The organism is Bacteroides sp. ET489 (assembly GCF_030518095.1).
Classification (GTDB): domain Bacteria; phylum Bacteroidota; class Bacteroidia; order Bacteroidales; family Bacteroidaceae; genus Bacteroides; species Bacteroides ndongoniae.
In genome coordinates, this window is sequence record NZ_JAULLJ010000002.1 from 200,341 (window position 1) to 221,737 (window position 21,397).

Sequence of the window (21,397 nt, forward strand, 5' to 3'; positions counted from 1 at the left end):
TGGTTGAAAAATTGTTTTACGATGCGAAAGTATATCTTCAAATCCAAAAAAATGTGTAAAAACGTACAAAACAAGAACCCATTTCGTCCAAAGCTGCTATAAAACGTCTGTACAGGCCTTCTGACGCATGTATTCTACCTGTTGGGTCTTATCGAACATCCAGTTTCAGGTGTACGGAAGTTCCTTCGGAAAGCCATACAGTGACGCGGGTTTTACCATCGGCAGGTTCCAAAATGGCCGTTTGATGTGTACCCGTTTTCAGTTTCCATTGTCCGTCGAGCACTAAGGTTGCGCAGGTGGCACTGGACCGCCAACGGTATGTTTTGTCGGGAACGGGACGAAGGTCGGGACAGCACAAAACAAGATCGAGTTCTTGTCCGGAAGCGTCGCAACGTTCCATCGCCAACAGGGCAGTGTCGGCCGAACGAAGTTTGCCGTAAGTCAGGTTGTCGGATGGGGCAAACAAGGCATAGGCTACAGTACCCGTCGGACGATGTTGGAGTACATGCAGCGAGTCTTCCTGTGCCAGTATGCGGAACAGGTCTTTGTCGATGCGGCGTGCAGTCTGTTTCAGCCCTTCGGCTGTTGTGCCCGGTATTACATAAAAGGCATACCGTTTGTTTTGAGGTTTCACGCCATGGTCGATGAAAGCCTTTGCGGCTAATACGTTGCGGAATATGTTTGCTTCCAGACCTTTCAACGAGGGAGTAGACTGCATGTTATAGATCACTTCTACGGCTTCGTTTGCGGCAGGCAGATAGTAGCCGGTTCCGGCAGGAGTAAGCAGATAGTGCTTGCGGTTGGCGGCCAGGCGCAGGGTGTCTCCCTGAGCAGGTTCTGTGTCGTCTACCGTAAACGGCAGGTCGCCTTTGCCGATGTGTTGGAACAGGTTGGTGGCAGTCTGCCAGGTGTCGGGATAATCGCCTACGGCGGAAATGCCTGTACCGAGGCTTACCAATATACCTTCGAATGCGAATACAGACTTACAGAAAGTCAGGTTGGTGGGGGTGTAACGACGGTTTCCCCACGAATCTCCCTGGTCGAAGGCGGCGGCGAACATGCCGCAGTCGCCCCACGAAAGGGCTCCCGAGAAGTTGGTTGTCAGGGCATACTGGTCGAAGCGGTCGGTGTCATTCCCATTGGGAAGAAGGTCTTTCCATGTAGGATAGTGGACGGTGGTACTGCCGCAAGGCATGTTCCAGTCCCATCCAGCAGCCAGCTGTGACGGGTCGGAGGGGTAACCCGATCGGGCCAGGTTGCCTTCGTAGACGATTTCCAGGGTACCGTGCGATTGATAGCGTCCGAAACGGTTCTGACGGGAGTAAAGCTCACCGCCCCAGAAGCGGGTAGTAGGGCAACGCATGGTTGCCACCCAGTCGCCGTAGCGATAGACTCCAGCGGGGCTGTAGTTGAACGAGTAGAAGCCGTCGAGATTGCAGACTCCGGCCTCTTTGTACTTGTCGGTCTTGAAGAAGTAGTTGTAGCAGGCGGCAAGTTCGCGGTCGATGCCTGTCCTCAGAATGTCGCCTCCGATGGCGATGAGCTCGTCGAACAAAGCTTGGGTGAAGCTGACTTGTGTGCCTGTATAAGGATGGCGTCCGCCCAAAGACGCGGCAAAGTGGCGGTTGTTATCCGATGTAGAGCGGGTTGCCATGAGGTAGGTAGCGACTACGGCCTGAGCCACATGATTGTATGCTGTTTCCGTAATGCGGTATGTGGTACCTTTCAGACGGCCTATGTATTGCACCCATGTACGGTAGGAGTACATGTAGCCGTTGTAGTGGGTATTGTGGTGGAAACCTGTTCCGTCAGGTTTCAGAACATCGCCTCCGCCCGGAACGTATTGTGCACAGCCCGACAGGAAATGCGAGAAGGCTTTGAGGTCGGCTACTGCTTGCTGATTGTCGGGATTGTGGATGGCGCATACGAAGAGATGTTGCAATACGTTGTACAGGTAGTCCGAGTTAATCTGTCGTCTCAGCTCGCTGTCTGTCAGGTAGGTACGGTCAAACTCTATCAGTTCCTTGACTCCCGCAATGAGGCGTGTGCGGCGCAGTGAGTCGCATGCGGGTAGGGCGCTGAGCAGATCGGCGGGCAGTTGGCGTACGCTGCCATAAGCGCTGTAGACAAGTTTCGGCATCCGTTCGATGACGGAATCTTTGCTTAAATAGTCCAGATAAGCGTCCAAATGCTCCGCAGCTCCGGATTTGCCACTCAGCTTGGCATATGCCAGTGCGCGTACGGTGGCAGCTATATGAGGGCTTTGTTCCTTGCTGATGGTTGGCAGCGGAGTAAACAGGTCTTCGCTTAGGGCGGCTTCTACTTCGGCCGCAGTGGCTTTGGGTTGTGCCAGCGGATAGGCCGCACGCAGTTTGTTCAGGTCGTTCAGTTCTGTCGGGGTAGGGTTTTGTGCTATCGTCTGCCCTACCGACAGTATCAGACTACATAGTAAAATTAACGTTTTCATCATATTGATTTTTAGAGTTTCCTGTTTTACTTGTTTCTTTCTGGGACATAGTGTCCGTTGTATGGCTGTTTCAGTTGATGTATCTCCATCCATTCTTTTAATAATTGGCGATGTGCTTCGAGTACTTCTGCATAACGTTTCTCGATGGCGAGATTACGCATTTCGCCACGGTCGGCATGCATGTCGTAAAGTTGTTCGCGGTAACGTCCTTTATCGTAGAGTACATATTTGTAGTGTGGAGTCCGGAGTGCCCATCCGCGAGTGCCTCCACCTTTGTCAAAAGTCGTTTCGGTCACTATATAGGGCTGATGAGGCGCCTGGTTGTCGGCCTGTTCGGCCAAATGTTTAAATGAAACGCCATGCAGTCCTTTCGGTTCGTCTGTTCCGGCCCATTGGCAAACGGCAGAGAAGAAGTCGGTTCCGTTGTTGACCAGTTGTTCTGATACTTTTCCGGCATTCTTCTTGGCGGGTAGGGTGACGATGAGGGGTACGTTGATTACCTCTTCGTATAACGCTGACTTCTGATTCCAGCGGTGTGCTCCCATACCGTCGCCGTGGTCGCTGGTGAAAATAACAACGGTGTTTTCCCATAAGTCTTGTGCGTCCAGTTCATTGATGATTTTACCGATTTCCGTATCTACCTTTTCGACTAACCGGAAATAACAGGAACGGTAGCGGCGCCAATCGTCGGGGGTAAAGTCGGCTGTGGGATAGGCTGAATAATTCATCCGTTTTTCGTAGCTGATGACGTCGGCATCGTAGGGCTGACGTTCGAAGTTGAGCGGGAGCCCCGGCCATTCTTCTTCCGACAGGGAGGGCAGATTACCATGTGGCAGGTTTTGACTGCGGGCAAATTCGCAGATGTTGTGTGGATTGTCAAAGCTGGCCACGAGAAAGAATGGGCGGTTATGCTTTTGTCGCAGAAAGTTTACACAGGCTTCGGCCAGACCGTTGTCGCGGAACGGATGAATGGTGGTAAAACCAAATTCGCCATCGGGCATGGCGGCTGTGTGCACGTGCCACTTGCCAGCATAAGCGCAATCGTATCCGGCGGCAGACAAGAGATGCCCCAATGTCCGGTTGTGCAGGGAGTCGGGCAGTGGGACATTGTTTTTGTCCATACCTATTTCGTAGGGAGAATATCCGGTGAACATGGCTGCACGGGAGGGACCGCTTAGCGGGGCCGCGCAATAGGCATTGCGGAACAGGACGCCTGCTGCTGCCAGTCGGTCCATGTTGGGGGTGTGAATATCACTGTTGCCGGCACAACTCATTGCCGTAGCCGATTGCTGGTCGGTAATAATGAAGAGGATATTGGGTCGCTGTTGTGCCCAGGAGGCCAGTGGAAGGCCGGCCAATATCCATGTGAGTGCCCGTGTCGGACGGATAGATTTAGGTTTGTTCATAGGTTCTTGTCTATTATGAAATCTGGTGTCGAAGTCTTGTGTTTCAGAGGTACTTCTTATGCGTTTCTGGAATGCAAGTGTGGCTCGCGAGCGACACTTGCACGGCTCGCGAGCCGTACAAGTGTTTCAGATGAGCCGTGCAAGTGTCCCAGAAATGGGTTATAAATGCCTCTCTCAACCAGCTATTTCGACGGTCACTGTGTTGCCGCAATGCAGGCCTTGGGGCAGTGCGATGCGGTGTGCCTTACCGTTCAGGGTGACGGTGATTTCCTTCAGGTTGGCATCCATGGCAGCGTCGGTCACCGAGATGGTCTGTTTGCCATCTTTTTGCTGTATCATGACGGCGCAGGGCACGGATGTCTGCAGGCTGATACCTTTGGCTTTCAGACCTTTGTTGCCCGGATAGAATACGGCCTGGGTAACACTACGGTCGTTGGTGCGCACGGCTTGTACGAGGGTATCGTTTTGCAGCACCTCGAACGGCAGACGTTCGCTGGGGACTCCCTGACCGGTATAGACGGCATAACCGTAAGTGTCGTTCACCGGTTGTTGTCCGTGGTCGGCCCAGATGCGGAGAATTTGTACCTGTTCGGGCAGATTGGCCGTTTTCTTGTTTGACGGATTCAGCTTCAGCCAGTTGGTCGGGCGTGTTTCGCAGGCGACGAATGCTTTGGAAGTATATTCCGGCAGGATACAATACGAGAATTTTCCCTGTTGGGTCAGCCAGATGGCTTTCTTCTTGTTACCTTCGAGCGTGGTCTCGCCTTTGCCCAGCACTTCTTTCTTGCCGTTTCGGGTGATGAACACTTCACCGGTCAGTGCGGTCTGGTCAAGGGTGGTACGTATGTGTCCTTCTTCGTCGGGATTCATGTTGGTGACACCGGCGCCCAGTGCTACGAAGTAGTCGCCCAGGATGAAATAACCTTTATAGGCTTTGAATCCGTACAGGAGGCTGTTCTCTACGTTTCTGTCGCCCTTGTCGTTTACGTTCTCCTTGTCTGCGCCATGCATCTTTTCGAAGATGTATCCGGCTACTCCGTTCTCGCCCGAGTCGGTGGCGCCGGCTGCAAAGTTGTACTTGCTGCAGTAGCCTCGCCAGTTAGTCACAGGGACGAGCTTGTCCATGCCTTCGCGGGCTGTGACACCGGGCATTGCCGTTACGTCCCAGCCACCCATGACGCGGAAGTATTCGTCACCGTCGCGTTGGAAAAGGGTAGCTCCGTCGGTGGGATAGAAGTTGTAATTGTCGGCAAAAGCGGCACTTTCCAGTCCGTCGGTGCGTCGGGATGCCATATTGATGCAAATATGGTAGTCGGGGGTTTTCTTCATCAGGTCGTCGTTGTTGTAGAACCAGCGTACGCCCGTGTACATGCCGTTGTCGTAACCTTGCATGTTGATGCGGTTTTCTCCAGCTTCCTTCTGCAGTTGCTTCAGTTCGGCCTGCTCCTCCGGTGTGAAGGAACTGATCCAGTTGCTTACAACGTTGGCAAGCAATTTCTTATAGGGAATGGGTTTCTCCGTAGGATTGTAGACGTAAGAGTTGCGGTCCAGTCCCGGCAAGCGGAATCCTTTGTAATAGTACCAGTTTCCGCCACGGAAGAAGTTCATCAGTGCTTCGGCGTTGGTGCGGGTCAGCTGCTTGGCCCAGGGCGTACCGTTCAGCATGGTCAGCATGTTCAGGGCATTGAATGTGCCGTCGATGGGGTAACCCCATATCAGACACTGCATGCCGTGCCCCCATCCGGCACCGTCGGCTGTAAAGCCTTCGGTCCAGAACGATTCGTTGTACGTTGTCTGTGATGTCATGCTGATGCCTTTCTGGCAAATCTCGGCCAGCAGGTCGATCATGGGGACAGAACTGTACATCGCCGCTACGGGCAGCAGGGAGCGGTATCCCAATGCGTTTCCGCCAACCCACCATACGTGGTTACGGAAGCGCTCGATGCTTACCACGTTTTTATCCGTCTCGTCGTTACGGAGCGGTTGGGTCCAGGCTTCCAGGCCGACAGCTTTCAGCATGTCGCAGGCTTCGGTCAGCAGGGGTGTTGCCTCTCCCCGTTCTGCCTGGTCCATCTTATCCAGCAGAGCAAAGTAGAGGTTGACCGCAGCCGTAGGAATGGCAAAGCACGAAGCATGGAAACGCGGTTTGTTGTTGGGACGACGCACTTCGATTTCGCCATAGTGCAGGATGGCTTTCTGAATTTTCTCCGACAGGGCTTCGTCATCTGCAATCTTGCCCAGCCGGATGGCACTTGCTATCTGAAACAGACGCTCGTAGGCCGAAGCAATGAAGATGCCCACGACGTCTCCTGTCGTATTCTCGAATCCTTTCTGATAAGCATTGTTCTTTTCGAAGTCTCTTTCAGTCGGGTTCATGTCGGCAAAGGTACCGTCTTCGCCCAGTTGCTTCAGGAAATTCTGCACTTGCTCCAGGTTCGAAGTGGGTTGCAGGCGGTAGGGATGGTTGTGGAAGTAGTCCCTCATCTTTTTTACCGCTTCCAGCTTGTTGCTGTCTTGGTTGTACTCGGCCGCTTCCTGATAGTAGCGACGGTAGTTTTCGAAAGCGAAATCGCGTTCGGCTTGTTGGGCAAAAGCCGATGAAGCCGTGGCGAAAAGTAAGCTTGTCAGGATAAATCTGATTTTCATGGATTATTGAAGTTTATTTTATCGGGTTAGAATTGTTCGTATCTGTTCAAATGCCTTTCTTAACTGTTTCCAGCAGCTTTGACAATCGCTCTACCTCTTGCGGATGTTCGTTGGCTACATTTGTCTTTTCCGAGGGGTCGGTACACAGATTGTACAGCTGCGGCTGAGGACTGTTACCCAGTTCCATTTTTGTCCAGCGTTCGGTAGCCGGTTTGTCGCTGGGTTCGATGTATTTCCAGTCGCCTTGAATGATAGACAAGGTGTTGTTTAAGTTTTGCTGTACGACGTATTCGCAACCGTTGTTGTCCTTGCCGAGGAATGTTCCCAGCTGGTCGCGGCTGTCGGGGGCTGCCCCTTCGGGGATGTCATGGTTCAGCAGAGTAGCAAACGAGGCGTATACATCGATCATCGAGAATGGAGCCTGCTGTTTGCCCGGCTTGATGACGGCTGGCCAGCGTACGATGAACGGAATGCGGGTACCGGCTTCGAAGGCGCTGTATTTACCTCCGCGGTAGTGCTTCATAGGGGTGTGGCCGTTCAGTAACTCGAATGCCTGATCCTGATAGCCGTCGTCGATGACGGGGCCGTTGTCGCTACAGAATACAAAGATGGTATTGTCGGCCAGATTCAGGCTGTCTAGTGTGTGCATGATTTCGCCCACGGTCCAGTCCAGTTGCAGAATAACGTCACCGCGGGGACCAAGACCGCTCTTTCCGGCAAAACGCGGATGGGCTACACGGGGCACATGTACGTCTTGCGTACCCATATAGAGGAAGAACGGTTCGTCTTTGTGGTTGATGATGAAGTCCTTTGCCTTTTCGGTGATATTGTCGGCAATGTTCTCGTCCACCCAAAGGGCCGATTTGCCTCCCGTCATCCATCCGATGCGGGGTATTCCGTTGACGATGGTATTGTTGTGTCCCTGGCTGGGTTTCATCTTAACAAGTTCCGGATTTTCGAGTCCGGTAGGCCAGTCACCTACTTTGTGGTCATAGCTGACGGTAATCGGGTCGTTGGGGTCAAGATTGACTACACGTCCGTTTTCGACAAACACGCAAGGTACACGGTCGACTGTGGCAGGGATGATGAATTCGTAGTCGAACCCGATGTCCTGTGTATTGGGCTTTATCAGGGTATTGAAGTCGGTACCTCCTTTGGGACCCAGTCCTAAATGCCATTTTCCTACTACTCCGGTAGCATAACCTTCAGCCTTGAACATGTCGGCTATGGTGATTCGGGCTGTATCGATGATCAGTTCCGAGTTACCGGGTGCAATGCCTGTGTTTTCCTGACGCCAGGGGTACATACCTGTCAGCAGTCCGAAACGTGAAGGAGTACTTGTAGAAGAGGTGGCATAGGCGTTGGTAAACTGCATGCCTTGTCCTGCCAGCCGGTCGATATTAGGTGTATTGACGCGGGTGGCTCCGTAACAACTCAGGTCTCCGATGCCCAAATCGTCAGTAATAAGGTAAATTACATTGGGCTTTTGTGACGGTTGTCCGTCTGCTTGTTTTTTGGCAGCGTTGCCGCATCCGGTCAGCAGGGCAGCTCCGGGTAATAAGGTCAACAGGTAAGATAAATGTTTCATGGTCTTAGGACTTAAATTTGAATTATGGGTTCTTGGGCAAAGATAGCGACTAATTTCCGGCAAAGGTGTACAAGAGCGTACAGCAGAAGGTCACAAATAGTACATTTTCGGACAATAACTTTTGCTTCTCTTCTGTCTATAGACCAATCGGGGCGTGGGAAAGTAATGAGTTGACGAAACATTTGTGGCAAGCTGTTTCAAGGGATACTTTTGTTCTGCCTCTCCCTTTGTCTTTTCCTGAGTTTGACAGCTTGGTACCCCAATATTATAACATTTCCTCACGCGCGTGCAGGTGAAGCTTAACTTTCATTCACAATAGTGTTAAACCTCACCTACACGCGCGCGTAGAAAAAGTTGGTATTTTGAGGAGCCAAGCTGTCAAGTGTAATGTTTTTGTTGAGAAAAGACGGATTAAAAAATCTTCCCATGGCAATATGCAAATAATAATCGTTAAATTTGTGGACTCTTTTTTAGGTATCCTAAAATTGGATGTTTACCATTATTCATAACTTAATTTTAGTTCTCTATGAAACGTTTTTTGTTCTTTTTCTTTTTGTTGGGTGTGAATCATATAATACTTCATGCCCAGAACGCTACTTTGAAGTTTAATAAAAACGGTGAGTTTAAAATTGTACAGTTTACCGATGTGCATTTCAAATATGGTAATCCAGCTTCAGACATAGCGTTAGAACGTATTGATGAAGTACTCAAAAATGAGCGTCCGGATTTGGTCGTATTGACAGGCGACGTGATTTATGCACAACCAGCCAATGATGGGATGCGGATGGTATTGGAACGCATGGCGAAACGAGACATACCGTTTGTCGTAACCTTTGGTAATCACGATGACGAACAGGGAATGACCCGTGCGCAGTTGTATGATACCATTCGTACAGTGCCGGGTTGTTTGCAGCCCGAACGAGGTGATTGCGATTCGCCCGATTATACCCTGACTGTACAAGCATCCGATGGTAAGCGTGATGCTGCTATACTTTATTTTTTTGATTCTCATTCTTATTCAAAACTGGAGGGAGTGAAAGGGTACGATTGGCTAACATTCGAACAGGTGGCTAATTTTCGTCGGCAGAGCGCTTTGTTTACAAAAAACAATGGAGGCCAACCGTTGCCTGCCCTGTCTTTCTTCCACATTCCGCTGCCTGAATACAACCAGGCAGCATCCAGCGAAGAAGCCATCCTGATAGGTACGCGTATGGAGAAAGCCTGTGCGCCTGCCTTGAATACGGGGATGTTCACCGCTATGAAGGAAGCGGGCGATGTGATGGGTGTCTTCGTAGGCCATGACCATGATAACGACTACGCCGTGATGTGGCATGGTATTCTGTTGGCTTACGGACGATATACGGGTGGAAATACTGTTTACAACCACTTGCCCAATGGCGCGCGCGTCATCGTGCTGAAGGAAGGCCAGCGTACGTTTGATACGTGGATTGATTTGGCTGGTGGTCAGCAGGTGAACCGTTCGACTTATCCCGACAGTTTCGTGAAGAAGTAATCGTAAAGAGCCTCTTTAGAAGTCTAAAGTCCTTCTTTGCAGTGCTAAAGAGGGACTTTATAGAGGACAAAGAGGGATCTTGTTGGTGGTAAAAGGATGATGAAAAATGATTGATGATTCAACTTTGACTTCGTCGATTTTCAATTCGTAAGCTCAAGTTACTGTTGACGAGCAATCAGTAGACGAGTTGACAAGGCGTTTGCGGCAAGCCGTTTCAAGCGGAACTTTGTCAGGTAGGACGTTTCGGCCTTGTAGGTTTGTTGACTGAAGCCTTGTCAACTGGTTTCTTCGTTATCTTTATCTTCGTTCCCCTTACTGTCACTGTTTTCCCCATTTTCTCCTTTCCGGTAGGCAAGTGGGCTGACGTGGTAAACGTCTTTGAAGCATTTCGAGAAATAGCGCGAAGAGCTGAACCCGATGCGGTCGGATATTTCCGTAATGTTCAGTTCCGGGTTGTTACGAAGCATTAGAGCACCTTTCTTCAGACGGATGGTGAGGACAAATTCGTTAGGCGTTTGTCCGGTAATGGCTTTCAGCTTGGCAAACAGATTGGTGCGTGCCATAGCCATTTCGCGTGCAAAGACGGTTACGTTGAATTCGGTATCGTCTATATGCTTTTCGATAATTTCCATTGCTCGGTCCAACAAATCTTTGTCGATCGGATTGGTGGCAAGCATTTGCACAGCAGCCTGTGGTTGCTTGCTGAATTTTTCCTGCAACAGAACCCGTGAATTGACCAGATTGTTGCATCGGGAGATAAGCAGACTGGTATTGAATGGTTTGGTGATGTAATCGTCGGCTCCGATACGCAGTCCTTCGATGTTCTGTTCGATAGTAGTACGTGCGGTCAGCAGCACTACCGGTATGTGGCACGTGTTGAAGTCGGCTTTAATCTGTTTGCACAGATCAGTACCCGACATACGTGGCATAACCACATCGCTGACAACGATGTTAGGCATTTCTTTACGTACCAGTTCCAGACCTTCTTCTCCATCGGCTGCCGTTATTACCTGATAGAAAGGCTTGAAGATATTGGCAAGCATTTCCCTGATGGACTCATTATCCTCTACGATCAGTATTTTGGCATCAGAGAGTTGTTTCAGGGGAGCTGTTTCTTCCAGTTCTTCCTGGGGTAAGGCAATTGGAGTTTCGGGACGGATGATTTCTTCTTGAGGTTCTTCCTCTGTCTGTTTGCTCAGTTCTTCTTGGGCAAAGTGAGCGTTGCCTAAAGGTAAGGTCACGATGAAGCTGGTGCCTTTGCCCAATTCGCTTTCTACGCGGATAGAGCCGTGATGCAGTTCTACGATACCTTTGGTTAGTGCCAGTCCAATACCGGTACCTTCTTTGTTGGCATCTTTCGAATCGACCGGATCAATCTGATAGAAACGGTCGAAGATCTTGTCTATTTCTTTAGCGTCGATTCCGCTGCCGGTATCGCTGACACGGATGACAGCATTGCTGCCTTCCGTCCGAATGCCCAGTGTGATGGTATCTTCGGCTTTGGTATGCTTGATGGCATTGGACAGCAGATTGTTGACAACCTTTTGCATCTGTTTCTGGTCGTACCACACTTCAAGACTGTCGGTTTCTTTGTCGAAGTTGAAGTTGATTTGTTTGGTGCTGGCATATTCCAGGAACAACAGGTAGTTTTCGTACAGGAACTTGACGATATTGTGCGGGGCGGCCTTTATCTTCATGTGGCCTTGTTCCTGCTTGCGGAAGTCGAGCAATTCGGTAATCAGCTCGCGCAATTGCAGGCTGTTTTTGTAGATACTCAATATCTTGTTGTAGATATTCGGAGTAAAGTGCTGCACTTGCAGCAATGTTTCTACCTGGGCTACAATCAGTGTAAGCGGAGTACGGAATTCGTGCGATATATTGGTAAAGAAGCGCAGTTTGTACTGGTTCAAGGCTTCTACGTCCTGAATGTGTTTCTGTTCGTATTTCAGTGATTCGCTCAGTTTGATTCGTGTTTTGTAAGCACGTATCAGATACCATAGCAAGGCTCCGATGATAACTGCATAAAGCAGGTAAGCCAAAGGGGTCTTGTAGAATGGTGGAAGTATGTGGATGGTGAGCTGTACTTCCGGGCAAATATTGTTATTCATGTGTTCGGGCCTGATCTGCAGATGATAAGTCCCGGCATTCAGATTGGTATAAGTGATGTTGTGCAACCCACGAGTACTGTTCCATTCTTTGGAGAAGCCTTCCAGGCGGTAGATAATGTTGTCCTTGTTGGCTGCTACATAGTTGGACGTAGCAAACTCGATACTGAACATATTCTGGTTGGCATGCAGCGTGATTTCTTGAGTATGGGATAGAGCTTGTTCCAAGATACCGGTTTCGTCGCCTACCTGTACTTCTTTTCCGTTGACAATCAGGCGTGAAAGGTTTATTTTATAAGGCTTCGGAGTAAAGTTAAGTTCCATTTCGTGGAAAGAAATCATTCCTTGTGTACCTCCCAGGAAGATTTCTCCGTCGCGTGTTACGCAGAGTGCATTTTCATTGACAGCTGTCAGAGGAAATCCGTTTTCTGTACTGTAATTACGGAATGTTTTGTTTCGTTGGTCGAAAATAGAAAAGCCGTGATTGATAAGTAACAGCAAGTTGCCACTTACCGGCGATTCTTTTACCTTATAGATACAGTCGTTGGCAAGTCCGTTTTGTGCCCGGTCAAAGTTTTCGAATTGGTCTTTGTCCGGATGGTACAAGTCGAGCCCGCTACCCGATGTAGCGAACCACAGGTTTCCTTTACTATCTTGTGTGATGTCGTTTACGTTGTTGTTGCTGATGCCATGCGGTGTATTGGGGGTGTGCCGATAATGGGTTAATGTTTGGGTATCAAATTTATATCGGAATACTCCTTCGCCGGTAGTGGCAATCCACAGATTGCCTGCTTTATCTATCATGATGTCTGCAACAATCTTGATGGATTTTCCTTCTTTGCTGTCTTTAAACAGTTGCTCACATTTTCCATTTTGCGGATTGAAGAGGCAGATTCCGTTTTCTGTGGCAATGATCAGTTGGTCTTTATAAGGCTCGATATCGCGGACCAGGTCTGATGGAAGTGTTTCGGGATTGCCTTGTTGCATCCTGTAGTGAGTAATGTGACCTGTTCTCAGGTCCAGTTTGTTCAAACCTCCTACATGTACTCCAATCCACAAAGCTTTCCGTGCATCGTCGTAATATAAAGCTTTGATGTTGTTGTTGGAGAGTCCATAAGGAGCCTTTCCCGGTAAGAACCATTTGAATTCGTTTGTTTGTCGGTTGTAGAAGTTGAGGCCTCCTCCTTCTGTGCCTATCCACAGGTTACCGTCTTTGTCTTCGATGGTACGGCCTACTATCGGGTGGCTTAACCCTTTCTTTTCTGTGGGAGAATAAGTATAACGGGTGTAGATTTCGTATTCTGGATTAAAGTAGTTGACGCCTCCAAAATAAGTTCCCATCCACAAGGTACCCTGTTGGTCTTTTACAATACACCAGATGGAAGAGTGGGTCAAAGCGGCTTTCTGGTCTATTCTGGCTGTGTGGTTCTGGAAAAGCCGTGTACTCTTATTGTATCGGTTCAGTCCGTTGAAGGTCCCTATCCAGATATTACCCAGATTATCTTCACAACAGGTGCGCACAAAGTTTGAAGACAGACTGTGTGGATTTTGTGCGTTATGCGTCAGGTTTTCTATTTCTCCTTTGTCGTTTACATGAAACAGACCATGTTCCCAACTTCCTATCCACAAATGCTTTTCACTGTCTTGATAGATGCTGGTGATGTTGCCTTGTTGAATGGGGTGTGACAATTCTTTGGTCCTCAGATTTAATCGGAAGACGCCTGCATTGATTGTTCCTATCCAAAACGATTGTTGGTCTTTGTGCATGCAGAATATATCTGTATTGCTGGCCAGTTGATAATAAAGGTCGAAGTTACTGGTCTTTTCGTTGAAACGGTATATTTCATTCTTTTGGGCAATGAATAATCCGTCATTATAATAGATACTGTTGATTCTACCTTGAAGCAGTGTCTTGAATTTTTGGGTAATAAGATTGAATTCGGCCACTCCCTCTGTGCAGAGCAGGTAGATTTTTCCGTTCTGATTACCTACTATATAGGAAATGTTATTGCAGAAAAGACTGTTCGGATTGTTTTTTTCCAGTTTATACGTTTGTATGTCTTCACCGTTGTATCGGTTTAATCCTTCACGTGTACCGATCCATAGGATACCGTTTTCATCGATATAAAGACTGTTGACAGAAAACTGTGAGAGTCCGTCGTCTGTAGTCAAATGCTTGAAGGATACGTTTTGCCCTTGTAAGCCGACTATAGGTATATAGAGAAATATAAGCAGCAGTTGGAAAAATAATTTTCGCACGTTCGGTCTGTTTTTAAGGTTCACTGGGCAAATATATGATTTTCTATGTAAGAATCTTCAAATATTTATGGCTTTTTCGTTATTGTATCAGTCAAAATGTATATTTTTGGATGTTCATCGGACAATAAAGGTCCTCCGGTATCAGAGAAAAGCTCTATTTTTGTATTGTTTGTGCCGGAAGGTGGAATTCGTTTTGTTTAATCTGTTTATAATGTATAATTCATAATATATATTTACCATGAACAACCTTTTTTCTATTATTTCTCACTTCAACACGAAGGGTACGATTCAAGAGATTAAACCGCTGGGTACAGGATTGATTAACGACACGTATAAGGTGACTACTCTTGAGCAAGATGCCCCCGACTATGTATTGCAACGTATTAATCACGTCATCTTTCAAAATGTAGAGATGCTTCAGTCGAATATCCAGTCCGTAACCCGCCATATCCGAAAGAAGTTGGAAGAAAAGGGGGAAAAGGATATTGATCGGAAGGTACTTCACTTTTTGTCGGCCGATAATGGTAAGACATATTGGTTTGACGGTGAAAACTATTGGCGGGTAATGACCTTTATTCCCCGTGCAACGACTTACGAGACTGTGAATCCGGAATATTCTTATTATGCAGGTGTTGCTTTCGGCAATTTCCAGGCAATGTTGGCCGATATTCCTGATACGTTAGGTGAGACTATTCCCGATTTTCATAACATGGAGTTCCGTTTGAAACAGTTGCACGATGCTGTGGCTGCCGATGCTGTTGGTCGGGTGAAGGAAGTTCAATATTATTTGGATGAGATAGAAAGCCGTGCCGACGAGATGTGCAAGGCTGAACGTCTGCATAGAGAAGGTCGTTTGCCCAAACGTGTTTGCCACTGTGATACGAAGGTCAATAATATGATGTTCGATGAGAATGGCAATGTACTTTGTGTGATCGACCTCGACACCGTAATGCCCAGCTTCATCTTCTCCGATTATGGTGATTTCCTGCGTTCGGCAGCCAATACAGGTCTGGAAGACGATAAGAATCTGGACAACGTAAACTTTAATATGGAAATATTCAAGGCCTTTACCAAAGGTTATCTGGAATCTGCCAAATCGTTTTTGTTACCTATTGAAATCGAGAACCTGCCTTATGCAGCAGCTTTGTTCCCTTATATGCAATGCGTTCGTTTTTTGGCTGACTATATTAATGGTGATACATATTACAAGATTCAATATCCCGAACACAATCTGGTGCGTACTAAAGCTCAGTTCAAATTGCTCCAGAGTGTAGAAGAGCATACTCCCGAAATGAAAGCTTTCATCCAGTCGCAGTTGTAATCCTGTAGGGAAGAACTTCATTAGTGTACTTATCTTTAAACAAAAGCATTATTGTTATGAAAGAATTGAATGTAAAGAAAGTAAGTGCGGCTGGTTTATCGGTAGAAGCAGTACCGGCTTTACTCGATAAAGAGAAGATAGCTTTTCAGCCCATTGACACGGTCAATTGGGCAGCTTATCCTTATTGTCCAGCAGTACAGTTCCGTATAGCATATACGGACGATTCATTGTTGCTGCATTACAAAGTGAGCGAAGCTAGTGTACGGGCTGTAGCTGGACATGACAATGGTCCTGTATGGGAAGATTCTTGTGTAGAGTTTTTCTCGATACCTGCCGGCGATGGGGTATATTATAATGTAGAGTGTAACTGTGCAGGAACTTTGCTGGTTGCCGCCGGAGGTGGACGTGAAGGTCGTGTACATGCTCCGCAGGAGGTGCTTGACCGTGTACAACGTTGGTCATCATTGGGACGTGCTTCCTTCGAAGAACGGGTAGGAGAGTGTGCCTGGGAAGTGGCCTTGGTCATTCCGTTTACTACTTTCTTTGCGCACGACATTCGTTCGTTGGAAGGAAAGAACATACGAGCCAATTTCTATAAATGTGGCGACTGTTTACAGACACCTCACTTCTTATCGTGGAATCCGATAGAACTGCCTTCTCCTAATTTTCATTGTCCGCAGTTCTTCGGTTCGTTGAAGTTTGAATAAGTTCTTAAGTTTCGCTGGTGCTCAACTTGCTGGTTGACAAGGCTTCAGTCAACAAGTCTACAAGGCTGAGAAAGCCTGCTTGATAAAGTGTTGCTTGAAGCGGCTGATACAAACGCCTTGTCAACTCGTCAACTTGTCACTTGTCAACTATAACTTGAGCTTGCGAAAGTATTTCCTATGAATCTGGTGCTCTGAATAGGAAATATCAGTTTACTTTGAAACGCAGATTATTGCCGTTTTAGTGCAGAGGCATAAATAGCTGATGCACATTGGCAGTAATCTGCGTTTTTTCTTTCTTCTTTTTACCGTTTTTTATCAGCAGGGTATTTGGAAGTTCAGCGTTGTATGCCTATCTTTGGCTCTTACCTTACTAACAACGAAAAACAACCAACTTATGAATCAAGAATTGTCAATGAACGCTAATCTGGTGGTAGCGTCACTTCAGAAACCAGCTTCTGAATTCACCAAAGCAGACATTATCGGCTTTATCCGCCAAAACGGTATCCGAATGGTCAATTTCATGTATCCGGCGGGCGACGGACGGCTGAAAACCCTGAATTTTGTCATTACCAACGAAGCCTATCTGGAGGCTATTTTGACCTGTGGTGAGAGAGTCGACGGATCCAGCCTGTTTTCTTTTATTGAGGCAGGTAGTAGTGATTTGTATGTCATTCCGCGTTTCTGTACGGCTTTTGTCGATCCGTTTGCCGAAATTCCCACCCTTTCCATGCTTTGTTCATTCTTTAATAAGGATGGCGAACCGTTGGAGAGTGCACCCGAATATACGCTTCGTAAGGCTTGCCGTGCCTTTACCGATGTTACAGGAATGGAATTTCAAGCGATGGGCGAGCTGGAGTATTATGTGGTAGCTCCTGATACGGGCATGTACGAGGCTACCGACCAGCGTGGCTATCACGAGTCAGGTCCGTATGCTAAGTTCAATGAATTCCGTACACAGTGCATGGCTTATATAGCTCAAACCGGCGGACAGATTAAATACGGTCATTCGGAGGTAGGTAATTTTACGCTCGACGGTTGTGTCTATGAGCAGAACGAAATTGAATTTCTACCCGTTCCTGCCGAGCAGGCTGCCGACCAGTTGATGATTGCCAAGTGGGTTATCCGTAATCTGGGTTATAAGTTGGGTTACAATGTGACTTTTGCTCCGAAAATCACTGTTGGCAAAGCCGGTTCGGGTCTACATATTCACATGCGCATGATGAAAGATGGCCAGAACCAGATGCTGCACGACGGTGTGTTGTCTGCTGCTGCCCGCAAGGCCATTGCAGGTATGATGGAGCTGGCTCCCTCTATTACGGCTTTCGGCAATACCAATCCTACTTCCTATTTCCGCCTGGTGCCCCATCAGGAAGCGCCGACCAATGTTTGTTGGGGCGACCGGAACCGTTCGGTATTGGTGCGTGTTCCGTTGGGGTGGACTGCCAAGACCGACATGTGTGCATTGGCCAATCCGCTGGAAGGACAAAGTCATTTCGATACCACACAGAAGCAAACTGTAGAGATGCGCTCGCCCGACGGTTCGGCCGACCTCTATCAGTTGCTTGCCGGACTGGCTGTTGCCTGCCGCCATGGTTTCGAGATGTCTGATGCGCTTGAAGTAGCCGAAAAAACTTATGTGAATGTGAATATTCATCAGAAGGAGAATGCCGACAGGTTGGAGGCATTGGCTCAGCTACCCGACAGTTGTGCTGCTTCGGCCGACTGTTTGCAACGCCAGCGTGCAGTGTTCGAGCAATACAATGTATTCAGTCCTGCCATGATCGACGGCATCATTACCCGCCTGCGTAGTTATGACGACCGTACTTTACGTGCCGATCTGGAAGGAAAACAGGATGCTATGCTGGCTCTGGTGAAGAAATATTTCCATTGCGGATAAGGCATATATACTGCCGATTTCTCATATTTATGTCCTCTTTCAGTCTTCGAGTCCGACCCTGAAAGAGGACATTACATAAGCAAGCAGAGCTGGTTCCTCTGCGTTTGTACACATCATGCACAGAAAGACACCTTTTTTCTGCTTGAGATCAGGATACAGTCCAATGGCCAGGTAGCTGTTGGCAGAACGTTGTATGAGGGCGCATTGCAACCCCTGTTCCGTACCGGTTGTAATCATAAACCTTTCACTTTTATCTAAGTTAATATTAAGTCCTTCAGCTTCTTCTCGGAAACGTTGTTCGGGATCGAATCCTTCATCAAAACCGAAAAAGCAGACAGTACAGATAAAGTCTTTGTTGGGAGTTACCCAGCCTGAACACCCTTGTTCTTCGTCACTTTCGGTTTCTATTTTTTGGCAGCTTTCAGGAAACATTATCGAAAACATTCCGAAGTTGTATCTAACCAGTTCGTCAGTTTGGGCGAATGCACCAAGACTCAGGATGGCAAGAAGCAGAGATAAGAAGCTTCTGTTCCATGTGGTGGAGTGGAAAAAGGAGGACGGTTTCATAAGTATCGAGTATTAAGGATTATATATGATATTTAGGAAATAGAATCATTTCCCTTTATCAACAAAAGTAATGTGTTTTTTCGAGAAATCAAACTCTGCTTATATACGAATTTCACCACACTTGTGAGCCTGTTGAGCCATGCAAGTGTGGTGGAAATGTAATGCAAGTGTCGCTCGCGAGCCGTACAAGTGTGGCTCACGAGCCGTGCAAGTGTCCTATAAACGGGTCATAAATATCATCTGTAAAGTCCCTATTTAACCTTTGGCAGATGAATTATTATTCTACTTCCCATTCGAAGATTCCAGCCGAATATTTATCGGGCAGCACAATCTCCAGCTTGACGGCTGTAGTTTCAACAGGGTCGAACATTATCTTATTGCCTACACCTTTGTCTGTTCCGTAACGGCTGACACCTTTCACGCTTTCCCATTCGCCCTGATCGTTGCGGTAGTACAGTTTCCAGCTCTTGGGAGTGCGGCAACCACCCCATGGTTCGTCATCGAACCAATAGACGGTAGAAGTCTTGATTTCTGCCTTCTCAGGAAATTCGTAAGTGATCCATTCCGTACTTGCTTGTTTAGGCCACCAGTGGTAGTAGGGGATGGAGCGGTCAAATTCGTCTTTCGGTACAAGTCTGTCGTGAATGGATGACAGGGCACTGCTTTTATACGAAGCATCCACTTTACTCTTCGAAGCAAGCGTTGCCGGCTGGCTGGGACGTGTGGCGTTCAGTTCTTGTGGCAACCATACGGCCATGGAGCCCGGTCCGCGATGAGCCCATGCGTAGTAGGGGATCAAGGTGAGGCGTGTTCTTTCCACGTTCAGATAGCCTTCTTCGTTATATTTCAGAATTTGGGCATCGGTTTTCAACTGGTTGATACCGTAAAGCAGGTTAGGCGTCTCAACTACAGTAAATTCGGGATGACGGGGCAGCAGTACACTGAAGATGTCGAACTCGTTGTCAGGCCATTCGGCACAATATACCAGCGGTCCGCGTTCGATGGCAATGCGTCCGCGGTCGGCTTCCACTTTCGGGTTGGCTTGTACGGTACGAGGCTCCATGTCGAAGTGGATGTCCACTTTGTCGCCTTTCTTCCATTTGCGGTCGATGACGAAGTAGCCATTCTGCAGTTCCGATTTCACTTCCTCGCCGTTGACACGGATGGCGTATTGCAGTTGTTTACCGTCAGTGAACATATAAAGGTCGCTTGGAGTAACTTCGTTGCGTACCCAGCCCGGTATACGGATTTTCAGGGCGAACTGTCCGGCCGAATTACGGTCTACGTGTACGGTGATGTCACCATTCCAAGGATATTGGGTCGACTGGCGAAGTGTTACTTTCTTGCCGTCTACCTTCAGTGTAGCATTGTTGTCAACAAACAGGTTTACATAGACACTTTTGTTTTTTACTGCATAGATGTAACCGGGCAGTGAGGGGATGAAGCGGCAAATGTTGGAAGGACAGCAGGCACAGCCGAACCACGGTTGACGCTGGTGCTGACCCATGGACTCCAACGGATTAGGATAGAAGAAGCCGCCTCCGTCCAGTGATACGCCCGAGATGAGACCGTTGTACAGACTACGTTCCAGTACGTCGTAGTATTTCGATTCGCCGTGCAGCAGGAACAGGCGATAGTTCATGTATACATTACCGATGGCGGCACACGTTTCGCAATAGGCTGACATGTTGGGCAGTTCGTAGTTCTTGCCGAAAGCTTCGCCCTGGCTGGTGGCGCCGATACCTCCGGTGATGTAGAGTTTCTTGCTGACGATGTTGTCCCAGATGCGGTCGATAGCATGGATGTAGGCACTGTCGCCGGTCAGGGCAGCTACGTCGGCCATGCCCGAGTACATGTAGGCAGCACGTACGGCGTGGCCTACAGCTTCGTCTTGTTCGGTAACGGGTTTGTGAGTTTGGTTATATTCGTTGCGATATGGAGTGCGTCCACGTTCATCAAGGAAGAATTTAGCCTGATCAAGATACTTCTTATCACCGGTTACCAGGTACAGTTTGGCCAATGCCATCTCGGCTATCTGATGTCCGGGCACTTTCACCTGTTGGCCGGGGTTGGGGCCGATTTCTCGGCAAACGCAGTCGGCATAGCGGATAGCGATATCCAGGAAGTTGCGTTGTCCGGTGGCCTGGTAGTGAGCGATGGCACCTTCGACCATGTGTCCCAGGTTGTAGAACTCGTGGCTCAGCTCCTCCACCTTTTCCCAGCGTTTGCTGCCTGCCCACTCGTGAGGATGCTTGGGGTTCATGGTGCGGGCGGTGTACAGGTAGCCGTCGGATTCCTGTGCAGCAGCCACTATCACCAGTACGCTGTCGATGTACTTTTTCAGTTTCTTGTCCGGATAGGTCTGCAGCAAATAACTGGCTCCTTCGATGGTTTTGTATACGTCAGTATCGTCAAAAGAGAAGCCAGTCACTTTATTGTTCTCGCTGGGATGGGCAGCCATTTCAAAGTTCTTGTAGCGGCCGTTTTCTTCGCATTTGCTGAAAGCCAGTGGGATGGTTACTTCACGGCTTGCTTTCAGGCGTTGTCCCCAAAAGGAATCCGTCACTTTGACTGAAGTGAAGGGGACGGGATCAATCGGGTAGCCGTGGGTTTCCGTCTTGTTCCCTTGTGCTTTTGCACTGGGAAGCAAGGTCGCCAACAGCAGTGCTGAAATAAGGATTTTCTTCATGGAATATGTGTTTTTAGTATTGAGTAAATATAATTTGAGATTGCTGAAATGATTTTTTCTTATACTCATTTCTATTATCGTCACAAAAGTAGTTATTAGTGTGTTAATCTTTGTTCTTGCTAGGGTAATTTTATAGATAGGGTGTGTTTTTTTCTTAGTTAGGAAAAAAATATTCTCCAGTTAGAGAAAAATTTTTCTTTAACTGTGGAAAAAACATGCTTTTTTATACTGT

Annotated in this window: 11 protein-coding genes; 4 read left to right on the forward strand and 7 right to left on the reverse strand. The window is 48.1% G+C overall.

Going from position 1 to position 21,397, the window contains the following annotated elements:
• Positions 1-148: 148 nt before the first annotated feature.
• The 4 genes from Q3C19_RS02225 to Q3C19_RS02240 form a co-directional block, all read right to left on the reverse strand.
• Positions 149-2,470: a chondroitinase family polysaccharide lyase gene (locus Q3C19_RS02225; RefSeq protein ID WP_302726923.1), complete on the reverse strand. Its 2,322-nt coding sequence runs from the start codon at positions 2,468-2,470 to the stop codon at positions 149-151.
• Positions 2,471-2,493: 23 nt separating this feature from the next.
• The gene (locus Q3C19_RS02230; RefSeq protein WP_302726925.1) at positions 2,494-3,873 is read right to left on the reverse strand and encodes a sulfatase; all 1,380 of its coding nucleotides are present in this window, start codon (positions 3,871-3,873) and stop codon (positions 2,494-2,496) included.
• A 174-nt stretch (positions 3,874-4,047) separates the two neighbouring features.
• Positions 4,048-6,519, reverse strand: coding sequence for a polysaccharide lyase family 8 super-sandwich domain-containing protein (locus tag Q3C19_RS02235; protein WP_302726927.1), 2,472 nt, complete (start codon positions 6,517-6,519; stop codon positions 4,048-4,050).
• 46 nt (positions 6,520-6,565) lie between these two features.
• Positions 6,566-8,107: an arylsulfatase gene (locus Q3C19_RS02240; protein ID WP_302726929.1), complete on the reverse strand. Its 1,542-nt coding sequence runs from the start codon at positions 8,105-8,107 to the stop codon at positions 6,566-6,568.
• A 526-nt stretch (positions 8,108-8,633) separates the two neighbouring features.
• Between Q3C19_RS02240 and Q3C19_RS02245 the strand changes: the two genes are divergently transcribed.
• On the forward strand, positions 8,634-9,620 hold the full coding sequence (locus Q3C19_RS02245) for a metallophosphoesterase family protein (RefSeq protein WP_022164185.1): 987 nt from the start codon (positions 8,634-8,636) through the stop codon (positions 9,618-9,620).
• A 275-nt stretch (positions 9,621-9,895) separates the two neighbouring features.
• On the opposite strand, the gene Q3C19_RS02250 is transcribed toward Q3C19_RS02245, so the two are convergent.
• The gene (locus Q3C19_RS02250) at positions 9,896-13,942 is read right to left on the reverse strand and encodes a two-component regulator propeller domain-containing protein (RefSeq protein WP_302726946.1); all 4,047 of its coding nucleotides are present in this window, start codon (positions 13,940-13,942) and stop codon (positions 9,896-9,898) included.
• A 280-nt stretch (positions 13,943-14,222) separates the two neighbouring features.
• On the opposite strand from Q3C19_RS02250, the gene Q3C19_RS02255 reads away from it, so the two are divergent.
• The 3 genes from Q3C19_RS02255 to Q3C19_RS02265 all read left to right on the forward strand — a co-directional run bounded on the left by Q3C19_RS02255 (position 14,223) and on the right by Q3C19_RS02265 (position 17,909).
• Positions 14,223-15,305 (forward strand): phosphotransferase enzyme family protein, encoded by a 1,083-nt coding sequence (locus Q3C19_RS02255; RefSeq protein ID WP_071148317.1) that lies wholly within the window; start codon positions 14,223-14,225, stop codon positions 15,303-15,305.
• A gap of 56 nt (positions 15,306-15,361) precedes the next feature.
• Positions 15,362-16,012, forward strand: coding sequence for a carbohydrate-binding family 9-like protein (locus Q3C19_RS02260; RefSeq protein ID WP_302726933.1), 651 nt, complete (start codon positions 15,362-15,364; stop codon positions 16,010-16,012).
• A 394-nt stretch (positions 16,013-16,406) separates the two neighbouring features.
• On the forward strand, positions 16,407-17,909 hold the full coding sequence (locus Q3C19_RS02265) for a glutamine synthetase family protein (protein WP_287640650.1): 1,503 nt from the start codon (positions 16,407-16,409) through the stop codon (positions 17,907-17,909).
• Positions 17,910-17,948: 39 nt separating this feature from the next.
• Here Q3C19_RS02265 and Q3C19_RS02270 read toward each other — a convergent pair whose 3' ends face one another.
• On the reverse strand, positions 17,949-18,476 hold the full coding sequence (locus Q3C19_RS02270) for a hypothetical protein (protein WP_159434419.1): 528 nt from the start codon (positions 18,474-18,476) through the stop codon (positions 17,949-17,951).
• A 277-nt stretch (positions 18,477-18,753) separates the two neighbouring features.
• Positions 18,754-21,165 carry a glycoside hydrolase family 127 protein gene (locus Q3C19_RS02275; protein ID WP_302726936.1) on the reverse strand — a complete coding sequence of 804 codons (2,412 nt, stop codon included), beginning with the start codon at positions 21,163-21,165 and terminating at the stop codon, positions 18,754-18,756.
• Positions 21,166-21,397: the final 232 nt, after the last annotated feature.